The organism is Pirellulales bacterium (genome assembly GCA_035499655.1).
In the GTDB taxonomy this organism is placed as follows: Bacteria; Planctomycetota; Planctomycetia; order Pirellulales; family JADZDJ01; genus DATJYL01.
This window is the reverse complement of sequence record DATJYL010000210.1, coordinates 1-18,868: the sequence shown is the minus strand read 5'-3', so window position 1 is coordinate 18,868 and position 18,868 is coordinate 1. Positions and strand designations below refer to the sequence as shown.

Here is an 18,868-nt window from a genome sequence, read left to right as displayed (position 1 = left end):
GCCAAGCGGTAGAATTCGGTAGTGGGCCAATTTGAACATAGCCCGACTGTGTCAGTCGGGAAAAGCGGCTGTCGGAATTTCAAATTGTCCCACCACCTAAAATTCCCGTAGATCGCCGAAGGCCGCTGTTTGTGTTCAGGATATCGCCGAGATGAAGTGCTTTTTTATTGCAAGCCGCAGTCGGTCAGCATTGGGCATGATCCTGGGATTTGCGATCACCCACTGCTGCGCCAGTGCGGCGCTGGCCCAAACCCCCGTCGTCGTCCAATTGCCGGCATTCCATTACTTCACCACCAACACTTCCGTGCTGGCGCCTGACGGGGGCGATGCATTTTTAGGCGGCTTCAACGCCGCGGCTGCCGGCAACAGCCAGCGCGGCATACCGGGCCTGCCCAGCCGGCCGTTCACGAATAACGCCACCGGCTCCAGCACTGGCGCCGGCAATGTGAGCGTCAGCGTCCAAATTCACGATTTTGACGTGATGGAAGAAGCGCTGATCGGCCCGCCGACGCCGCAAACCGGCAGCGCGGCATCATTGCTTGCCGTGCGTCAATCGCCCGTGCCCAGCGTGGCCGCCTTGAAAGCCCAACAAGCGGCGGAGGCGGCCGCCGGCGATCAACAAGCCACCGCCGATCTGGAGCGCGGCCGCCAATTATTGGCCCAACACCGCTTCGGCGTGGCGAAGCTTTACTTTCAATCCGCCGCGAGCCAATCCGGCGCCGCCAGCGACGTACATCGGCAAGCCATCAAAGAATTGACCGATATTCAGCAGAAATTGGGCGCCGCCAAAATCGCCGGCCAGTGAATCCTCCTGCTGCTCCGTGTCCTCCGTATCTGTGTGTTGAAATTGCTTTCCTAGCGCCGCCCTTCTTCTTCGCGCCTGTGCGGCTGATCTTGTCTGCTGCTCTGCGTCTCCGCGCCTCTGCGGTTCAAAATCGCCCCGCTACCGCCACAGTTGCTTGAGCTCCTCCGGCGAAATGTACCCGCTGGTGCGGCGCACTTCCTCGCCGTCGCGCACCAACACGAAGGTCGGCACGGCATGAATTCCATACTGCATCGCCTCGTCCTGATGCGTGTCGGCGTCGATGGTGCGAATGTCGAACCCTTCGGCCTGCAACTGGCGAACCACCGGCTTCATGGCCTTGCAGACACCGCACCAGTCGGTTTCAAAAGCCAGCACTTCGCCTTGAACCAGCCAGGGATAAATCGGCTTGGGTGCAAACCACGCATGGTAGTTGACCGCCACCATCAAAATTGGCGGGCCAATGGTCAGCGCCACGCAAAGTGCAAACATCCTGGGAGTAAATGTAGACATATGGCAAGCCTAGCTTTTTCTTTGGGGGGGGGGGGGTGGCCTGGCGTCTGGTTGTCATGTGTTTGCTATCTGGTGACTGATGGTCTGGGGTTGTGGTTGAGTTGTGAGTGAGGAGTTATCAACGAAGCGGTGAAAAACCGTAAAAACGGTAAAAAACGGACTGAAAACGGTAGATTAACGGTCCGTAAACGGGGGAAAACCGTGAAACACGAGGCGGGATGGTTCGGAGGGTCTAAAAGTCGAAGAGTCATAAAGTCAAAGTGTTGGGGGGTCTGGGCAAACGGCGGCTACCGCCCTATGCCGACGCAATTTCCACCGCTCTACGCCGGATGCTGTACGGCTGGCGCGCAGAATCGTTACATGAACATTGGTTCACTATACAGATAGCCTGCGAGAAAAGCGAGAGAACTTTTGGGCCAGGGGGAGAAAAACCTGGGAAGGCATCCATCGGCGCAATAAAAAAGCCGCCCTGCGGTTAGGCATTGCGGCTGGTCGCTCCGTAGAGCGTTGCCTGCGAATTCTTCTTCTTGTTTGCGAAAAGACTCAGCAGGCCGAGATCAGTTACACTGCCCGAATCATAAATGAGTGATTGGCGACTGTCAAGCATTTCGCTTCAAGCCTTTTGAAATCCCAGCGTTCGCAACTTGCGGGTGACTTCCGTGTACTTGAAACCCGCCAAGCGCCCCATTACCCGACTCCCACGGGAATTGTCAGATCAAACGGTTTCGTATCATCGAATGTTGCGAGGGCCGGCGGCAAAGGATCACCATTCTCGCGGCACATTTCAGCAATTTTGCGCGCCACATCACGGGCGATTTCCGCCACCTCTACAATGCTGCGGCCTTCGGCAACCAAACCGGGAACGTCGGGGCTGGTAGCCACATAACCGCCTGCATCTAAAGGTTCGATATGGAGGCGAATTGCTGCTTCACTCATCTGTTAGTTCCCAAAAGTAAAAAACCGCAGGTCGTTTGTGCGAGCTGCGGTTGGTCGCCCGAAGGCGGTGCCTGTGTTTTACACTTGTTGCGGAAAACAGCAGGCTGAGATCAGTTACACTTTGTGCTATCATAACCGCTATCGGTGGGGAGTCAAATACTTTTTGAACATTGTCGATCAGGGGCAAACACAATGGAACCACAAAAGGGCAGGGTCTTTTTAAGTTTAGATATCGGCAGTAATTCCGTAGGAAGCGGGTGGATTGATTCGGACAGCCAGGAACTTCACGCTGGCGTTAGCATATTTCCTGCCGGTGTCGATGAATCGGACGATAAACGCGGCGATCCCAAGAACGCCAAGCGCAGATCAACTCGTCGAACACGCATTACCCTAGCACGTCGGGCGCAGCGCAAGCGATTATTGCGACAGAAACTAATTTCTGTTGGATTGCTGCCGGCTGATCCCGTGCAATTTGATCGGCAGCTAGGCGAAACCGATCCGTGGCTGCTTCGACGAGAAGGGCTTTCTCGGGAATTGGAACCGCATGAATTCGGTCGCTTGCTGCTTCATCTGGCCCAACGTCGCGGGGCGTTAGGATTCGACGCTGAAGTCGGCGATAAGGGAAAAGTAAAATCGGCGATCACGAAGACGCATTTGGCGATGTTAGATCGATATGGATCTGCGGAGGCCAAGGCCGATTCACATGGCATCCAAGTATTAATGGAAACGCTCAACAAGAAGAAAAACCGAACCGACCAAGAAAGCGATGAGCTTGAGCAGGCTCAAGAAAAACTCAAGCAGCACTGCCATCAACTCTTAGAAGATCCCACGGTCACCTTTGGTCGGTTAATTGCTGACCTGCGCGATGAATGGCGCACGCCGATCACTACTTCCGACCGGCGAAAGAAAAAAGCCGGCCCGCGCGAATGGCGGAAACCGGTACGCAATCGAGCGGGAGAATTTCGCTTTCACGCCGATCGGGCAATGATTCGCGACGAATTTGCGAAACTGTGGAACAAACAAAAGAATTACGGTGGTCCGCTGGCGCAAAAATTGAGTGCTGAATTGCGGACGGGGCTTGATAACGAACAAGGAGATGCCCAGTGGCGACACCAAGGGTTGCTATTTGGCCAGCGAAAACAATCGTGGGATTTGGGCACTTTAGGAAGATGCGTGCTTGAGCCGTCGGAACGCTGTGCCCCTCATGCCGACATGTATGCTTCTCGCTATTTAGTCGTGGAGACAGTGAATAATCTAAAAATCATCGAACGCGGACGAGAGGCTCGGCCGCTCACGGCTACTGAACGCAATAAAATCCAGGCCTATCTTTGTGGGCCGTTAGGATTGCAGGCGAAAGGAAAGTCGAAAGGCCAATCCAAGCGCTCGGTCACCGTTTCGGATTTGCGCGAGTTGATGGACTGGGGTCGTGCTACGAGTACAAGTCCATTTCGCTTCAACATTGAATCTGATGAAAATCGTAATATCAATACCGACTGGTTCAGCAGGGAAATCATTCACGGTGCAGTTGGCATCGAAAAATGGACGGCGCTGTCGGAGCGAGTTCAACAGGGCATCAATCACGCAATTTTGAAATTCGACCCGGACGAGGAAAAGGATACCGCCAAATTGAAAGCAGGCATCATGGATTGGGCAGCGCTTAAGGAAGGTCAAGCCGACGCCTTGATTGCTGCCTGGAAAAAGCGGCCTCGGCCCGACGCCAAACGGCTAAACATGAGCCGCCGTGCAGTGCGCAATATCCTAACGGTCATGGATCGTAAAGAACCTTGGATCGATGCCAGTACAAACGGCCAACCACAATGGCTGACGCAGATTGCGGCGCGCAAAATGATCGCCAAGATGAACGATTTTCTGGATGCCACTACCGGTAAGCCCTTGGACTGCCACACTCGCCGGCGCTATGCAACCGGCGCCAAGGGAGCTACGAAGCGAGATCGTCACTATTTACGAAAGCATATTCTCAAAAAAAATGGCAAGCCGATCATTGGTTTCGATGGAAAGCCATTGAGCGAGCCGCCGCCAGCCCCGCTGATCAGCAATCCGGTCGTTCGGAAGGCCATTCACGAGGTGCGCCGGCATCTAATTGAATACATGATTACGTTTGAGCGAAAGCCGGACGAAGTTCGGATTGAACTTTCCCGCGAAGCGCGGATGGGCAAAAAACAGGCGGATGAATTGCTGTTCAAAAATCGCCTGCGAAGTCGAATCAAAAATGACATTTTAATCAGTTTTAAACTCGACTCGGTATCATCGACACAGCAGCGCGCGGCGTTTGAAAGAGTTGTCTTAGCAATTCAGCAGGATCAAGTTTGTCCATTGTGTGGAAAAGGGGGGCTTACCCCTAACTTGGCCGCTAGGGGGTCTGGTTGCGAAATTGCACACATTCTGCCCCGAGGCGGCGGGGGCGACAACGGTTGGAAGAACATTGTTTTGGCGCACGATGAATGTAACCGCAAAATGGGCCGTCGCACGCCGCGTCAGTTTTGGGAAGAAGCTGTTCCAGGAGGTTTTGACGATGGCATGGCATGGATTGAAAAAATGTATGCAAGCATCGAGCGGCCTAAGCCCTCGGAAATTAAAACTGCTGAAGGAAATTCGCTTTGGTTGTGCTACTTCAATCGGCTGGACGATTTAGCCAAGATTTCGCAATTCAAGAAAGACATCAAAGATATTCAAGGCATGACGGCACGGCAGGATGCGGCCACCAAATACGCAACGCGCCAAGTCATGGCCTATTTGGCCGATGCACTTTTCGACGGCAACGGTCTTCCTGAGCGAGGTGGAGAACGGCGAATTTTTGCCACCGATGGCATATGGACAGCGCGATTGCGCCGCGAATGGGGTCTATTTTTCGATCCGCATCACTTCGAAGCCAAGGGGCTTACGGACCAAGTTGAGCGCGAAAGGAAGGAAAAAAATCGCGGCGATCACCGCCATCATGCCATCGACGCTATTGTCATCGGATACTGCACTGTTGAGGTCCAGGGCGCATGGAGAATGCGTGAGGAACAAGCCGACTGCGAAGGACTAAACACGGCGGATGAGCAGCAGATGGAAAACTATCGTCGCCTCCACCCTCTTGATCCACCCAAACCTTATAAAACTCGTGATGAATTCCGTGAAGCAGTTCGATGTGCCGTATTCGGCGATGGCCAACTCGAACGCCCTATTTGCCATCGGCCAGTAAAACGCAAACTGATCGGTGCGTTGCACGAGGAAACTCTTTTCGGGCCAGTCGTCGACCGACAGGGAAAACTGACCGAAAATTATTCTGCCAAAAAAAGTGTTCTGCAACTCGATCCAAATCATTTAAGGCTTCCCAGAGATGAAACGCCTGCCGAAGCAATTGAACGGCTGGCACAACGCTATCTGAATCAAAAACTTGATACTGATATTCGTCCGGCTCGAAAGCGGGCCAAGGCAATCGTTTCGTCAAAGGCATACACGCCTCGGAAAATTGATCCAGCGGTGGGAAAGAGCGGCTTGGTTCGCGATTTGGCACTGCGGAAACGGATCCGCGAATGTTTGAGTGCATTTTCTTACGCCAAAAAGAACAAAAGCGGCGAGACGATTGGCGAACCCACACACATTAATCCGGATGATTTCACGCAGAATGAAATCAAGCAAGCTTACGAAGCTGGAGCGATTTGTCATAAATCGGGAGTACCTATTCGATCGATCGTTCTGCTGCGCGCAATGTCTGATCCCGTCGTGATATCGAGATGGGCAACCGAACATACCACGGGTAATCGATTCAAACTCTATGATGGATTGACAGGTAAAGGAGACGCTTCTGCGGCGCGCGCCTATGTAGGCGGGAACAACCATCACATTGAAATTCGAGTTTCAAGAAATAAAAAAGGCCAAGAGGTTTGGTCGGGGAAAATCGTAACAACCTTTGAAGCAAACCAGCGGAAGCTAGCTCGGCTTCAAGCAATGCGGGAAACGGGCATCCCCACGCCTGCCGCATTACGGAAATTTTCCAAGCCGGAGCGTGAAAAATTCAAACCTCTGCTTCGCGAAATTGAAAATGCGCATCCGATAGTCGACCGTTCCGATAACGACGAAAAAGGAGGCAAATTCGTCATGTCCATTTGCGAAGGAGAAATGCTGCTCATGAAACACAAAAATGGATCGGGTGAAGTTGGTTATTTCGTGGTGGCCAAGCTGGATAAACCGCAGGGCATCGTACTCGTTCCCCATTGGGATGCTCGCTCCGCCACGCAGCGGAAGGATGCAGAAGGCAAGAAAGTTCCCGATTCCGAGCGCGAACAATTCACTATAACTCCCAGTGATTTAAAGGAACTGGCGCCTCCCGAACATCCACACGCGGTCAAAATCCAGGTCAGTCCCCTCGGTAAAATTCGGTGGGCGAACGATTGACACAGTGATCCACCCAGATATACTAATCTGCGCAGTTTAGCTTGGAAGCCCGTGGTTTCGCCATGGACGGTCGTAGTGCCCCGTCTTTGAAAGACGACCCCTCACCCTAACCCTCTCTCGCAAGGGGAGAGGGAACCCGGGAAGGCGCTCCGGCCGATGATTAAACGCACAGTCGAAATCTCGCAGAACGCCGCCTATTTGACGGTGCATTTGGACCAGCTCTTAATTCAGCGCGATCGCGAAACGGTCGGCCGAATTCCCTGCGAAGATTTGGGCGTGCTGTTGGTCGATCAGCCACAGGTCACGTATTCGCATGCCGCGCTGGCCCGGCTGATGGAATTCGACGCCGCCGTGGTGGTGTGCGGGCGGAATCATTTGCCGGCCGGAATTTTACTGCCGCTGGCCGATCACTCGCAGGTGGTGTGGCGGGTGCAACTGCAAGTGGATGTGCCCAAGCCGCTGAAGAAGCAGCTGTGGAAGCAGTTGATTCAGGCAAAAATTCGCGGGCAGGCTGATAATCTTCTCGCCGGGCCCGCGCGAACCCGGCTATTGGCGATTGCCCGCGAGGTGCGGTCGGGCGATCCTGAAAATGCCGAGGGGCAGGCGGGGCGATTTTATTGGCCGGCGCTATTTGCGCGGCATCCTCACCCCAGCCCTCTCCCAAAGGGCGAGGGAGAAACAGTTTTTCGGCGCGATCCGGACGGGGCGCCACCGAACAATTTGCTGAATTATGGCTATGCCGTGGTGCGGGCCGCGCTGGCCCGGGCAATTGTGGCGGCGGGCTTGCTGCCGGCGCTGGGACTGAAGCATTCCAATCGCTCCAACGCTTTCAGTTTGGCGGACGATTTGATTGAGCCGCTGCGGCCGCTGGTGGATGCGCGGGTGCGGACCATTTTCGCCGGCGGCGCGTGCGAATTGACGCCAGCGGTGAAGGCAAAATTACTGGAGCTGCTGTCCGAGCCGGTCGAACTGGGTGAGCAGCGCGGACCGCTGCTGGTGAATTTGCATCGTTATGTAGCGTCGCTGGTGCGTTGTTACGATGGAGCCGCCAAACAGCTCGAAATCCCCACGGTGGCATTCCGCGGCAAATCGCAGTCGGAGCTTGACTTTGCGCCGAGAGAAAATCTGCCGACGGCTTCCTCGCCCCTGACCCCTACTCCCTAATCTTCTTTGCCGTGTTCATTAGCGGATATCGCTGCATGTGGGTTTTGGCCATGTTCGATTTGCCGGTGGACACAAAGAAGGCCCGACGGGCTTACGCGCAATTTCGGAAGGTGCTGCTGCGCGACGGCTTTACGAAGATGCAATTTTCGGTATATGCTCGGCATTGCGCCAGCGAGGAAAGCGCTGTGGTGCATGCGCAGCGCATAGAGAAACACGTGCCGCCTGACGGAGAAGTGCGGCTGCTGACGATTACCGACAAACAGTTTGAACGAATGCGCGTTTTTTGGGGAAAACTACGCAAACCGCCCGAGCCAGCGCCATGCCAATTGGAACTTTTTTGATTGCGGATTGCTCGCAAGCCGTGTGCGGAAAGCCGGTTAGCGCCGGAGTAGTGTAACCGATCCCGGCCTGCGAGCAATCCGCAACCCGTCAGCAGTGCGGAGCACGATATTTTTAGTGTAACCGATCCCGGCCTGCGAGCAATCCGCAACGCTGACATCGCGCGGTGATTACGTGCAAGCCACAGTTCACTGTGGTTGATCGAATTTGTACTTGAGTGTTTCTGTGAGATTGAATGTCTTATCTCAAATTGCCATCAGGATTTTCTCCGAGAAGGAACTGAAATATCACACATCCAAATTTCGCACTTCCAGCGCGTGTTTTTCGATGAACTCGCGGCGGGGTTCGACATGGTCGCCCATGAGGGTGCGGAAGAGGGTATCGGCGCCGGAGATGTCGTCCATTTTGACTTGCAAGAGCGTGCGATGGGTGGGGTCGAGCGTGGTGTCGCGAAGCTCTTCGGCGTTCATTTCGCCCAGGCCTTTGAAGCGGGTGATGGTGAGGCCTTTTTCGCCGGCGCTGCGGATGGCCGAAAGCAGGCCCCGCAAATCGTCCAAGCCGATGACGTTTTCGCCGCGCCGCAAAATGTAGCGCGGTTCCTCCGTGCCGGTCCGCTCCTGCGGAATGAGCGATTGAATGTCGAAGCCCATGTTTGCGAGGTCGCCCAACAGCAAATTGAGGGAGCGCACTTCGTACAATTCCACGGTGTGCAGGCGCGTGCTGCTGCGGCCGTGGCCGTTGGTTTTTTCCTCGCCGGGCGGGGCGGTGGGGACAGCGCCGGCCAGGGGGGCGGCGGCAGGCGCGGCCGGTTTATCGGCGTGTGCGGGCAGGCCAGCCGGAGTGGGGCCGACGGTGACTTCCTTGCCGGTTTCGCGTTCGAATTGGGCCACGAAGGCGTCGCGATCTTCCGGGCGCACAAACCATTTTTCCTTGCCGTCCAAATAGACATGGTAGATGGGGAGCTTACCGGTGGCGGGATCTTGCCGGTGGGCGTGGTCGCGCAAGCTGATGCCGCGGCGCTCCAGGGCGACGAGCGGTTCTTCCATGGCCGCCAGCGTGCGGGCCAGCTTGGCCATTTCGGGCCCTTTGATCACCCGACCGCCTTGCTCGCCGGAAACACCGTCCGGTTCGAACTGGCAATCGGCCAGGCCGTTTTCCAGGAGCTGGGCCTTCATTTCTTCTTCGGTTTGCACGTAATACACGTTTTTCTTGCTTTTCACACGAAACAGCGGCGGCTGCGCGACGTACACGTGGCCGGCTTTGACCAGGTCGAGCATTTGGCGGTAGAAAAACGTGAGCAGGAGCGTGCGGATGTGAGAACCGTCGACGTCGGCGTCGGTCATGATGACGATTTTGTTGTAGCGGCGCTTGGCCAGGTCGACTTCTTCGCCAATGCCGATGCCGATGGCGGCGATCATACTGCGAACTTCCTCGTTGGCCAGGACTTTATCTTCCCGCGATTTGTAAGCGTTGATGATTTTGCCGCGCAGCGGCAGGATGGCCTGATATTCGCGCAAGCGGCCTCCTTCCGCGCTGCCGCCGGCGGAATCGCCCTCGACCAGGTAGAGTTCGCAGCGGGCGACGTCGCGGCTGGTGCAATCGCGCAGCTTGCCGGGCAAGCCACCGCCGGCCAGCGCGCCCTTGCGTTCGCGCAACAGGGCTTTGGCCTTGCGGGCGGCTTCGCGAGCCTCGGCCGCCAAAATGCCTTTGCTGACGATGACCTTGGCGATTTTGGGGTTTTCTTCCAGGTATTTGCCAAGCCCGTCGCCGACGACGGAGTTAACGATGCCTTCCACCTCGCCGTTGCCGAGCTTGGTTTTGGTTTGGCCTTCGAACTGCGGATGCGGCACGCGCATGGAGATGATGGCGGTAAGGCCCTCGCGGACATCTTCGCCGGTGGGGATTAAATCTTTCAGCAGGTCTTCTTTCTTGCCGTATTGATTCAGGGTGCGGGTCAGCGCGGTGCGGAAGCCGGAAACGTGGGTGCCGCCTTCGATGGTGTTGATGTTGTTGACGTAGGAATGGACGTTTTCGGTGTACTCGCCGCAATACTGCAGCGCGATTTCGTAGCCTACGCCGTCTTGCTCGCCGCTGATGTAAACGACGTCGTTATGCAGCGGCTCGCTGGAACGGTTGAGGTGTTCGACGAATTCGACAATGCCGCGCTCGTAATGGAATTCGTCGTGCTGGGCGGTTTGCTCGTCCTTGAGAAAAATTCGCACGCCGCGGTTCAGGAAGGCGAGTTCTTGCAGGCGGCGGTAAAGAATGTCGTAGGAAAACTTGGTGGTTTGAAAAATTTGGGCGTCGGATTTGAACGTGGTTTTAGTGCCGGTTTTGGTTGTGGCGCCGACGCGCTTGACCGGGCCTTGCGGCACGCCCCGTTCGTACTCCTGCTGCCAGACGTGGCCGTCGCGGGAGACTTCGACTTCGCACCACTCGGAGAGGAAGTTTACGACGGTGACGCCCACGCCGTGCAAGCCGCCGGAGGTTTGATAAGCTCCTTTTTTGAATTTGCCGCCGAACTTGAGGACCGTCATGACGCCTTCCAGCGTGGAGACGTCGCGTCCCATTTCCTGGCTGAGCTGTTCGTGCGTTTCGACGGGAATGCCGCGGCCGTCGTCTTCCACCGCCACCGAGCCGTCGTTGTTAATGGTGACCCGCACATTGTGGGCAAAGCCGGCCATAGCCTCGTCGATGGAGTTATCGACCACTTCGTACACCAGGTGGTGCAGTCCGCGAGTGGTGTTGTCGCCGATGTACATGCCGAAACGTTCGCGCACGTGCTGGAGATCGGACAAGTGCTCCAGGTCTTCGGCGGTGTATTTTTCGGTGGCGGCGGCCGCTCGAGCGACGGCGGCATCAACGGTTTTGGAAGTTTCGTCAGGCATTGTTGAAGTCGAACTTTCTGATGTTAATTCACCGCGGAGACACCGAGGCACGGAGAAGGCAAAAGCAGGATTTGAAGGCAGATGCAATCGGTCCGCTGAATTTCCCGATCATAAATCCAAAATTTTACCTCGATGTTCTCTCGTGTCTGTGCGCCTGGGCGGATTGATGATTAACGAACGCTCCCTACGCGAAAACGGATTTTGATGATTTTTGTTTCCGGCGAAAGTTGCCGTAGCCGACCGATCAGCTCGTCCTCTCGAAAGCCCAACTCTTGGGCCAATAAGTTATTGGATACGATCACCTCCAACGTGCCGCGCCGCACGATGCCGGCCCTGGTGACGGCGGCAAATTGCCCGCCGGCAGCCTCGCGCCACGCTGCTTCCAGCGCCGCCGTCGACTGCTCCCGAGCATAGCCGCGTCGGGCAATCAACTGCGCCAACACGTCGCCAATTTGCTTGGGCTGAGCCATGCGGTGCGTTACCGATCGCGCGCCAGCGGCATGATGACGTAACCGTAGCCATCGCTGGTGGTGCACACGGCCGCGCTGTCGGAATCCTTCAACTCCAGGGTGAATGTTTTTTCCGGATCGAGCACGCGGAGGAAATCGGTCACAAAGCGCGGATCCAGCGTGATGGAAATTTTCGGTCCGTTGTAGGCGATGGGCAATTCGACGCGGGATTGCCCTACGTCGGCGGCACGGCCGGCCAGGACCAACAAACCGTTTTCGAAGCAAAAATCAATGCCGCGGCTTTCCTCACTGGTGGCGATGGCCGCCTGGCGAACTGCCGCGTAAAACGGGCCCACGGCCAATTCGGTTTTTACGACATCGCTGCGGCGTGGAAAGACATCGCGCCATTTGGGAAAACGCCCTTCCACCAACCGCGAATAAATTGTGAAGCGCGGACTGCGGACTAAAATATCGTTTGCGCGGGCCGAAATTTGCACTTCGCCATCACCATCGACGATGGCCCGCTCCAGCAAATTCATAGCCCGGGTGGGCACGATGGTGGTTTGGTTGGCGGTTTGATGGCCGTTTACCGCGTGTGCCGGCCCTTCCATTTTAGCCAGCCGGCGGCCATCGGTGCCGACGGCGATGATTTTGTCTCCCTCCATTTCCAACAGCACGCCGCCCAGCGCGTAGCGGCTGCTTTCGTTGTCGGTAGCGAAAACCGTGCGTCGCACCATTTCTCGAAACAACCGCGCCGCCAATTCGTGAAATTTTTCCTCCTTAAAGGAGGTGACATTGGGAAACTCGTCGGGATTTTCGCCCGGCAATTTCCATTCACTCCGGTCGCCGCGAACTAAGGTGCCTTGCGGATCGCTTTCCAAGTGCAGTTTTTCATCCGTGCATTCACGCAAAATTGGGCCAAAGCGAGCTATGGGCAACACTGTGCTGCCGGGTGTATCCACAGTGACTCCCGGCACGCTGATACGAATGCCCACTTCCAGGTCTGTGGCCATGATGGTCGCAGCATCGCCGGCAACTTCCAGCTTTATATTTTGCAATATGGGCTTAGGACTGCGGGCTGGGGCCACGCTAGCCGCTGTTTGGAACGCAGCGTGAAGTTTTTCCCGTTCAAAGCTGATTTTCATACTCGTGCCGCCTGTAACTTTGTACTTCTAGGGATTCGACTTTATGGAGTGAGTTGAACCATGTGTTTTATCAGTTTAAGGATTCTTTTCAATCAGTAGAACTAGTAGGTAGATAAACGAGAGTGTTGATACGCGTGTGCAATTGGAAGACAGTTGGTTGTGGTGATCGAAGGAAACCGCGAATCAGGCGTCATCTCGACGATGTTGAAAGCATGTAGATTTTGTGTTGGTCGAATGTTGTATCGACCAAAGGTTCTAAACAAAAATTTATCGCGAAGGTTTTGGAGGTCGATGACGCACGATGTCATCTTTACCGTCGACAACTATCCAACCAATTATCCCCAATTGTTCAAAACCAAAATCAGATTATGACGCACGTTTGGTCAGCACTTGCTGTAAATGATCGACCGCGTTGTTTAATTCGGAATCAGAAGACAAGCGGCTTTGCAATTGACGGAAGCTATGCAACACCGTGGTGTGGTCGCGACCGCCAAAGTGCTTGCCCAAGGTCTTCAAGCTGGCGCCGCAGAGTGTACGTCCCAGATAAATGGCCATTCCTCGAGCAAAAACGACTTGTCGACGCCGCGAAGGGCTGCTCATTGCCGCCGGCTTCAGACCGTAAAACTTTGCCACCGCTGTCGTAACTTGCTCCAGGCTGGGGCGCAGCAGGAGACGATGGTGCGAGAGATATCGGCGTATATCCGGCGATTCAATCGTCAAAGGATCATTCAAACGATCACGGTCCGACGAGTCGGCGTTTACGACCCCCCCTTTATTTGTGACGCGCTTCGAACGAGCTTCCATCTCTATTTTTGCAAGGTGACCGCGCAGCTCGGTTGCGGTTACATTGAATTGCTCCGCCAACAGTTTTGCGGCCTCCGGGGATAATGCAATGCCGCGAGCTACCGCAAAACGCTCCAAAATTCGCTGTCGCGCGGCAATTCCGGGGGGCGAAATCTTTACCACCAATCCGCTGCTCAAGCGACTGCGAAGCGGAGGGGGCAAATCCGCCATTTCTTGCGGCGTCCGGCGAGCGGTAATTATCACCGAGGCCTCGCGGGCTTCCAAAGCATCCAGCGTATGCTGAAATTCCTGCAAAGCCGCAGGACGCCCCAGCATTTGCGGAAAGTCGTCCAACACCAACATGCCGGCAGCGCGGAAGCGGTTGCGAAAATCCGAGGCCGCGTCTTTTTCCACGGCAGTGGCCAATTCACGGGCAAAATCAGCTCCGCGGGTATACACCGCATCGTTGCGCGATTGGACCAGGCTATGCGCCAAGTGCGATTTTCCTGCGCCCGACGGCCCGCACAACACCAGCGGGCTATAATGCCGTTCGCGCTTGCACAACCAGCCGACGACAGACGCGGCCAGGTGGTTTTCCGGCCCGACAATAAATTCGGGGTTGTTTGGCGGGGCCTGCTTGGAGACATTTTGGGCCATGCTGCGTCCCGTGCCAGCAGGAAACGAAATGGCGAAAACTTCGTGTTCCACCGTGGCTCCGTCCATTCCTGAAAAGATGATTACCAGCGTGCAAACGGCCAAGAATTGACAACAAAAAAACGCTCAAATTCGCATCCCGAATTCTATCAAATTTGCAGCCCCTTAGGTATCCACAGCGAATAGATTTTTGGCCGCCAAGAAAACCGCTATTTCCCGAGAAAAACCAGGTTTTTTGCGCTCCTGGGCCCAGCGGCCACAGGCAGGACAGATTCCGCCGTTCTAGACGCTTGAAAATGTGTTTAACGGCGGCCTTTCAACACTGCTTCAATGCGTTGCAAAGCATCGTCAATTTCGTCCGCTGTGGTCGTGGCGCCCAGGCTGAAGCGGAGGCTGGAGTCGACTACATCGCAAGGCAAGTGCATTGCCAGAAGGGTCGGCGACGGTTCGCTGGAACCACTGGCGCAGGCTGAACCGGTCGAGCAGCACACGCCCGCCATATCCAGCGCCATGAACAGGGCCTGCCGATCGTACCCGATGAAGGCCACATTCGAGGTGTGCGGCAGCCGCTGCGCGTTTTGCCCGTTGACGATGGTCTGCGGATAAATTGCATGTAGACCGGCCTCAAATCGATCGCGCAAAGCGGCCAGTCGATGCGGACGATGATCGTGGTCCTGCTGCCAGGCCCGGAGCGCGGCGAGAAATCCCAGGGCCAGCGACACCGATTCGGTGCCGGGGCGCAACCCAAGTTGTTGCGACGCGCCATGCAAGATCGGCAGCAGATTGATTCCCTGCCGCACCAGTAGCGCGCCGGTGCCGCGCGGGCCACCGAACTTGTGCGGAGCGACCGACATGGCTGCCACACCGAGTTTACGGAAATCGACCGGTATTTTTCCGACGGCCTGCACGGCATCGGTATGGACGGGCACAGCGGTCCGGGTGAGCCGCGAACAGTGGCGGACAATTTCGGCAATTGGTTGCAGCACGCCGGTTTCGTTATTGGCCAGCATCACGCTAACCAACCGTGGCGGTCCCAGCGGCGAAGCAGCAGTCAGCAATTCGTCCAAATGCTCCAGTTGAACCACCCCGTCACGGCTGACCGCCAACCGATCGATCTGCCAACCGCGCTGCGATAAAAAGTTGGCCGCGGCGGTAACGCTGGAGTGTTCGATGCTGGAAATGATGATTCGGCCTGGGGGATGATTGTGGGAAAATAAATCGACGCCAGCCTGTGCAAACGATGTTAAACCCAAGACGGCCAAATTGTTGGCCTCGGTCCCGCCGCTGGTGAAAATCAATCGGTCGGCAGTGCGATCGGTTAGATTGGCCCCCAGTAGCCGCGCGATTTCTTCCCGTGCGTCTTCCAACGCACCGTGTGCGCGGCGTCCGGCGGAGTGCTGGCTGGCTGGGTTGGCGTAGCCTGCGGCATTTGCTTCAGCCAGTGCGGCGGCAGTCTCCGGCAAAAGCGGTGAGGTCGAATTGAAATCGAGATAAATCGGGCGCATGTGCTGTCAAAGGGCAAAAGATGCGATGGTGCAAATTATACGAAAACTTCGAATCGAAAGTCATTCCGCCCCGGCGATTGGCATTGTGTGGTTGAGAACCATCATTTATGATCCGCCGCCCCGTTGGATCCACCCAGAACGTGCTGCCCAGGCACGTCGCCATTGACGGGGAAAGTTTTGGAGGGAGCCGTTCGGCCGATGCAGTCATCGACCGCCATAGCGTTTCGGGCATTGCTCATGCTGATCGTGCTGATCAGCGTGCCGTTGTTTGCCATATTCGGCAAAAATTTGCCCGATGTAGTCAAAGGCCTGCTCGAAGGTCGTGGATTGATATTGGGCCCGGCGCCGGAAGCCACGACGAATTCGCCCACACCCACATCACTGCCAGTGGCGAACAATCCATTTGGCCAGCCCACTTCGTACCGTGCGGCGGCCGAGTCCGGTTCTTCGATTTCTACGGTGTCCACTCCCGCCACGCCCGCTGTTCCCAATGCCGGTGCGCCTGGCAGCTTAGTTTCAGCAAGCAACACGTTTCCACCTGGTAATACAGGGCCTGACAACGCCGGTCCGGCCAACGGGAAAACACCCGCGGTGCTGGGCGGAGATCGATTGATATCCCCACAAGCTGGCATCGCCGCCGTTCCTGGTGGTAATTTTCCATTGGGAACCCTTGCGCCAAGCAGCGCTGTGCCGAGCGCCATGCCTGCTGCATCGACCGTCGCAGGTTTGAGTGAGCCGAAGGATTGGCATATTCCTGCGCCGACATCTACTGCGCAGCCAGCAAGTTTTCAATCGCCGCCCGAAGCAACGGCGATGACCCCGTCAGATTTTTCATCCCGCGATTCGTTAAGTGCTGGTTCTCCAAGCGAATCGCCCTATAGTCCCAAAAACGCTTCTGGCTGCGGGGCAAGTGCGAACCCCGCGGCCAGCACCAGCGACGAAAAATTTCGCCAGGCAGAAACTCGCTTGCGCGAATTGGGGGCCACTCACTACATGTTGGAAACGTGGGGACCGGACAATAACCGCTACCACTTCGTGTGCAAAATGGCCGTCGGCGACAATGCGGAGGTGAGCCGAGTTTTTCAAGCCTTCGGCGACGATCCGTGGCAAGCCATGGGCACCGTCTTGCGGCAGGTGGAAGAGTGGCGTGCTCGACCGCAGCCGCAGTAATACGCGGTCGCCGAGCCCGTGTGCAGTTGCAATGCCCCCGCGCATTTGCTTTCTTGCGCGTTATTCTTTGCGCGCGACTTGGTTGCCATTGCTCGCGGAGCTTGCATATCCGAAAATCGGGTTGGGGCGCAGCACATTATTGACAGGTTATTCACATCGCATGTCTTGGCAACACTGGCACATCCAGGCCGCTCATCGGCTTAGCGGAAGGATTAAGCAGAAACGATTGTCTGGCTGGCCGACGGTGTCGAGTCGAGGATTTGTTCGGCTGTGGCAGTTCCGAAATGCGGGCGAATTCACTGTTTTGCCCCCCCCACAGCAAGGTTCATTAGGGCGTGAACCGCGGCTGGCCCGGGTCGAAGCGGTTCTTTTTCTTGCCCGGGAGCCCTTATCCAGCCGAAAAATAGCACAATTAGCCAACTTGGCGGACGGCAATGTAGCGCGTACATTAGTCCGCCGGCTGCGAAGGTTGTACGATGCCAGTTTCACCGCCTTCCAGGTGGAGGAAGTGGCCGGCGGATACCAATTATTCACCCGACCCAGGTTAGCTCCCTGGTTGCGGCGATTATTGCAAACATCGGTGGAAACTCGGCTTTCCGCCCCGGCCCTGGAAACCCTGGCGGTGGTGGCGTATCGGCAGCCGGTTTTGCGGGTGGAAATTGAAGCCGTTCGCGGGGTCCATTGCGACGAAATCCTGCGACAACTCCTGGAGCGTGATTTGGTACGAATTGTGGGTCGGGCGGAGGACTTGGGCCGCCCCTTGTTATATGGTACGACAAAGCGTTTCTTAGAGTTATTTGGATTGCGGCATGTGGAGGAATTGCCATGGGCCGCAGAGTTCAAAGCGGCCGTGGAGAAATCGAATCGACAGGTCGATATTTCCACGAACGACGGCATCGACTGTAACCCCGGTATCGGCCGGGGAGATCATAAATCAACCATCGATCCAACCCTGGAGGAAAAATCTGTGACGACGAGTATTCGCCCCGCGAACATCCCCGCCGATATCATCGAGGAGCCTCTTGAGGCAGTTTCTTGGGCCGCGCGCCGGCGATCTGGTAACGAACCGATCTCGGCGGCCAAAGATGAAAACGAAGAAGAGGACGAAGACATCGACGACGAGGAAGAAGACGAAGACGACGACGAAGATTGGGAAGACGAAGAAGACGACGAAGAAGCTGAAGATGATTTCGTCGATGAAGAGTGGGAAGAAGTCGATGACGACGAGGAAGACGATGACGAAGAAGACGACGATGAAGAATGGGAAGACGATGACGAAGACGACGACGATTGGGAAGAGGACGACGACGACGACGATGATGAAGAGTGGGAAGAGGAAGAGAAGTAACAACCGCGTCGGTTCTGAGCGCCGGTCAATCTACGAAGCGCGTTTCATTCCTCGAGACGAAACAATCGCTTGAGTGCATCCAACAGGCCGTGGGGGCTTCCCGTGCGCGATTCGTCGCGCAGTGATTCCAGGGGGGGATGCAACAGCTTATTCACGTAGCGCTCGAAGGTTTGGCTTATTTCCTGGCGCGAATGCTCGTCCAGCTCCGGCAGTTTATTAAATAAGCGGCGCAGTTCATCGTCGCGCACCTGGTGCCAGCCCTGGCGGAGTTGCCGAATGATCGGGCCTGTGGCACGATGATACAGCTCTTGCATGAATCCGTGGGTTTCTTCCTCGACAATGCTAAGCGCCAGCGGCAATTCTTGATCGCGGGCGGCCCGATTTTGCCGACAGACTTCTTTCAAATCGTCCAAAGAATTGAGGTAAACTCCCAAGCGATTGCCGATTGCGGGCTCAAAATCGCGCGGCACCGCCAAATCCAGGATCAGTAACGGCCTCTGAAATCGCTGCGGTTCAATCCGGCGAAAGTGTTCCAGCGTAATAATGGGTTGCATGGCCCCAGTGGCACTGACCACTAAATCGGCGGCTGTCAGTTTTGCGGACAGTTCGTTCCACGGCGCGGTGTGACCGTGGTATTTGGCGGCCAACTGGGCGGCGGCCGCTTCGTGCCGGTTGATCACGGTGATGTGCCGCACGCCTTCCTCGCGCAAATATACCAGCACTTCCTCCGCCGTTTCCCCCGCGCCGATCACCAACACTTGCTTGTCTTCA

General features: G+C 56.1%; 14 protein-coding genes. 6 read left to right on the top strand and 8 right to left on the bottom strand.

Going from position 1 to position 18,868, the window contains the following annotated elements:
• Positions 1-196: 196 nt before the first annotated feature.
• A complete protein-coding gene (locus VMJ32_15610) occupies positions 197-805 on the top strand; it encodes a hypothetical protein (GenBank protein ID HTQ40451.1) in 609 nt (202 codons plus the stop codon).
• A gap of 138 nt (positions 806-943) precedes the next feature.
• On the opposite strand, the gene VMJ32_15605 is transcribed toward VMJ32_15610, so the two are convergent.
• Together VMJ32_15605 and VMJ32_15600 are read right to left on the bottom strand one after the other, a co-directional pair.
• The gene (locus VMJ32_15605) at positions 944-1,315 is read right to left on the bottom strand and encodes a thioredoxin family protein (protein HTQ40450.1); all 372 of its coding nucleotides are present in this window, start codon (positions 1,313-1,315) and stop codon (positions 944-946) included.
• A gap of 687 nt (positions 1,316-2,002) precedes the next feature.
• Positions 2,003-2,251: a DUF1902 domain-containing protein gene (locus tag VMJ32_15600; GenBank protein ID HTQ40449.1), complete on the bottom strand. Its 249-nt coding sequence runs from the start codon at positions 2,249-2,251 to the stop codon at positions 2,003-2,005.
• A gap of 1,152 nt (positions 2,252-3,403) precedes the next feature.
• Between VMJ32_15600 and VMJ32_15595 the strand changes: the two genes are divergently transcribed.
• The 3 genes from VMJ32_15595 to cas2 all read left to right on the top strand — a co-directional run bounded on the left by VMJ32_15595 (position 3,404) and on the right by cas2 (position 8,157).
• Complete coding sequence (locus VMJ32_15595; GenBank protein ID HTQ40448.1) at positions 3,404-6,652, top strand: HNH endonuclease domain-containing protein; 3,249 nt, start codon at positions 3,404-3,406, stop codon at positions 6,650-6,652.
• A 156-nt stretch (positions 6,653-6,808) separates the two neighbouring features.
• On the top strand, positions 6,809-7,816 hold the full coding sequence (gene cas1, locus VMJ32_15590) for a type II CRISPR-associated endonuclease Cas1 (protein HTQ40447.1): 1,008 nt from the start codon (positions 6,809-6,811) through the stop codon (positions 7,814-7,816).
• Positions 7,817-7,851: 35 nt separating this feature from the next.
• Positions 7,852-8,157 (top strand): CRISPR-associated endonuclease Cas2, encoded by a 306-nt coding sequence (gene cas2, locus VMJ32_15585; GenBank protein HTQ40446.1) that lies wholly within the window; start codon positions 7,852-7,854, stop codon positions 8,155-8,157.
• Positions 8,158-8,442: 285 nt separating this feature from the next.
• Here cas2 and VMJ32_15580 read toward each other — a convergent pair whose 3' ends face one another.
• The 5 genes from VMJ32_15580 to VMJ32_15560 all read right to left on the bottom strand — a co-directional run bounded on the left by VMJ32_15580 (position 8,443) and on the right by VMJ32_15560 (position 15,579).
• Complete coding sequence (locus VMJ32_15580; protein HTQ40445.1) at positions 8,443-11,043, bottom strand: DNA gyrase subunit B; 2,601 nt, start codon at positions 11,041-11,043, stop codon at positions 8,443-8,445.
• 170 nt (positions 11,044-11,213) lie between these two features.
• The gene (locus VMJ32_15575) at positions 11,214-11,513 is read right to left on the bottom strand and encodes a DUF721 domain-containing protein (protein HTQ40444.1); all 300 of its coding nucleotides are present in this window, start codon (positions 11,511-11,513) and stop codon (positions 11,214-11,216) included.
• Between the two features lie 8 nt (positions 11,514-11,521).
• Positions 11,522-12,637 (bottom strand): DNA polymerase III subunit beta, encoded by a 1,116-nt coding sequence (gene dnaN, locus VMJ32_15570; GenBank protein HTQ40443.1) that lies wholly within the window; start codon positions 12,635-12,637, stop codon positions 11,522-11,524.
• 366 nt (positions 12,638-13,003) lie between these two features.
• Positions 13,004-14,128: a DnaA/Hda family protein gene (locus VMJ32_15565; GenBank protein ID HTQ40442.1), complete on the bottom strand. Its 1,125-nt coding sequence runs from the start codon at positions 14,126-14,128 to the stop codon at positions 13,004-13,006.
• A 248-nt stretch (positions 14,129-14,376) separates the two neighbouring features.
• Positions 14,377-15,579: a cysteine desulfurase family protein gene (locus VMJ32_15560; protein HTQ40441.1), complete on the bottom strand. Its 1,203-nt coding sequence runs from the start codon at positions 15,577-15,579 to the stop codon at positions 14,377-14,379.
• 198 nt (positions 15,580-15,777) lie between these two features.
• Between VMJ32_15560 and VMJ32_15555 the strand changes: the two genes are divergently transcribed.
• Positions 15,778-16,749: a hypothetical protein gene (locus VMJ32_15555; protein HTQ40440.1), complete on the top strand. Its 972-nt coding sequence runs from the start codon at positions 15,778-15,780 to the stop codon at positions 16,747-16,749.
• Positions 16,750-16,909: 160 nt separating this feature from the next.
• Positions 16,910-18,097: an SMC-Scp complex subunit ScpB gene (gene scpB / locus VMJ32_15550; GenBank protein HTQ40439.1), complete on the top strand. Its 1,188-nt coding sequence runs from the start codon at positions 16,910-16,912 to the stop codon at positions 18,095-18,097.
• Positions 18,098-18,141: 44 nt separating this feature from the next.
• On the opposite strand, the gene VMJ32_15545 is transcribed toward scpB, so the two are convergent.
• The coding region (locus tag VMJ32_15545; GenBank protein ID HTQ40438.1) for an NAD(P)-dependent oxidoreductase at positions 18,142-18,868 on the bottom strand (727 nt) is incomplete at its 5' end.

Coding starts and splice junctions, on each gene's coding strand:
- VMJ32_15610 (HTQ40451.1), top strand. CDS start 197: ATGATCCTGGGATTTGCGATCACCCACTGCTGCGCCAGTGCGGCGCTG.
- VMJ32_15605 (HTQ40450.1), bottom strand. CDS start 1,315: ATGTCTACATTTACTCCCAGGATGTTTGCACTTTGCGTGGCGCTGACC.
- VMJ32_15600 (HTQ40449.1), bottom strand. CDS start 2,251: ATGAGTGAAGCAGCAATTCGCCTCCATATCGAACCTTTAGATGCAGGC.
- cas1 (HTQ40447.1), top strand. CDS start 6,809: ATGATTAAACGCACAGTCGAAATCTCGCAGAACGCCGCCTATTTGACG.
- cas2 (HTQ40446.1), top strand. CDS start 7,852: ATGTGGGTTTTGGCCATGTTCGATTTGCCGGTGGACACAAAGAAGGCC.
- VMJ32_15580 (HTQ40445.1), bottom strand. CDS start 11,043: ATGCCTGACGAAACTTCCAAAACCGTTGATGCCGCCGTCGCTCGAGCG.
- VMJ32_15575 (HTQ40444.1), bottom strand. CDS start 11,513: ATGGCTCAGCCCAAGCAAATTGGCGACGTGTTGGCGCAGTTGATTGCC.
- dnaN (HTQ40443.1), bottom strand. CDS start 12,637: ATGAAAATCAGCTTTGAACGGGAAAAACTTCACGCTGCGTTCCAAACA.
- VMJ32_15560 (HTQ40441.1), bottom strand. CDS start 15,579: ATGCGCCCGATTTATCTCGATTTCAATTCGACCTCACCGCTTTTGCCG.
- VMJ32_15555 (HTQ40440.1), top strand. CDS start 15,778: ATGCAGTCATCGACCGCCATAGCGTTTCGGGCATTGCTCATGCTGATC.
- scpB (HTQ40439.1), top strand. CDS start 16,910: ATGTCTTGGCAACACTGGCACATCCAGGCCGCTCATCGGCTTAGCGGA.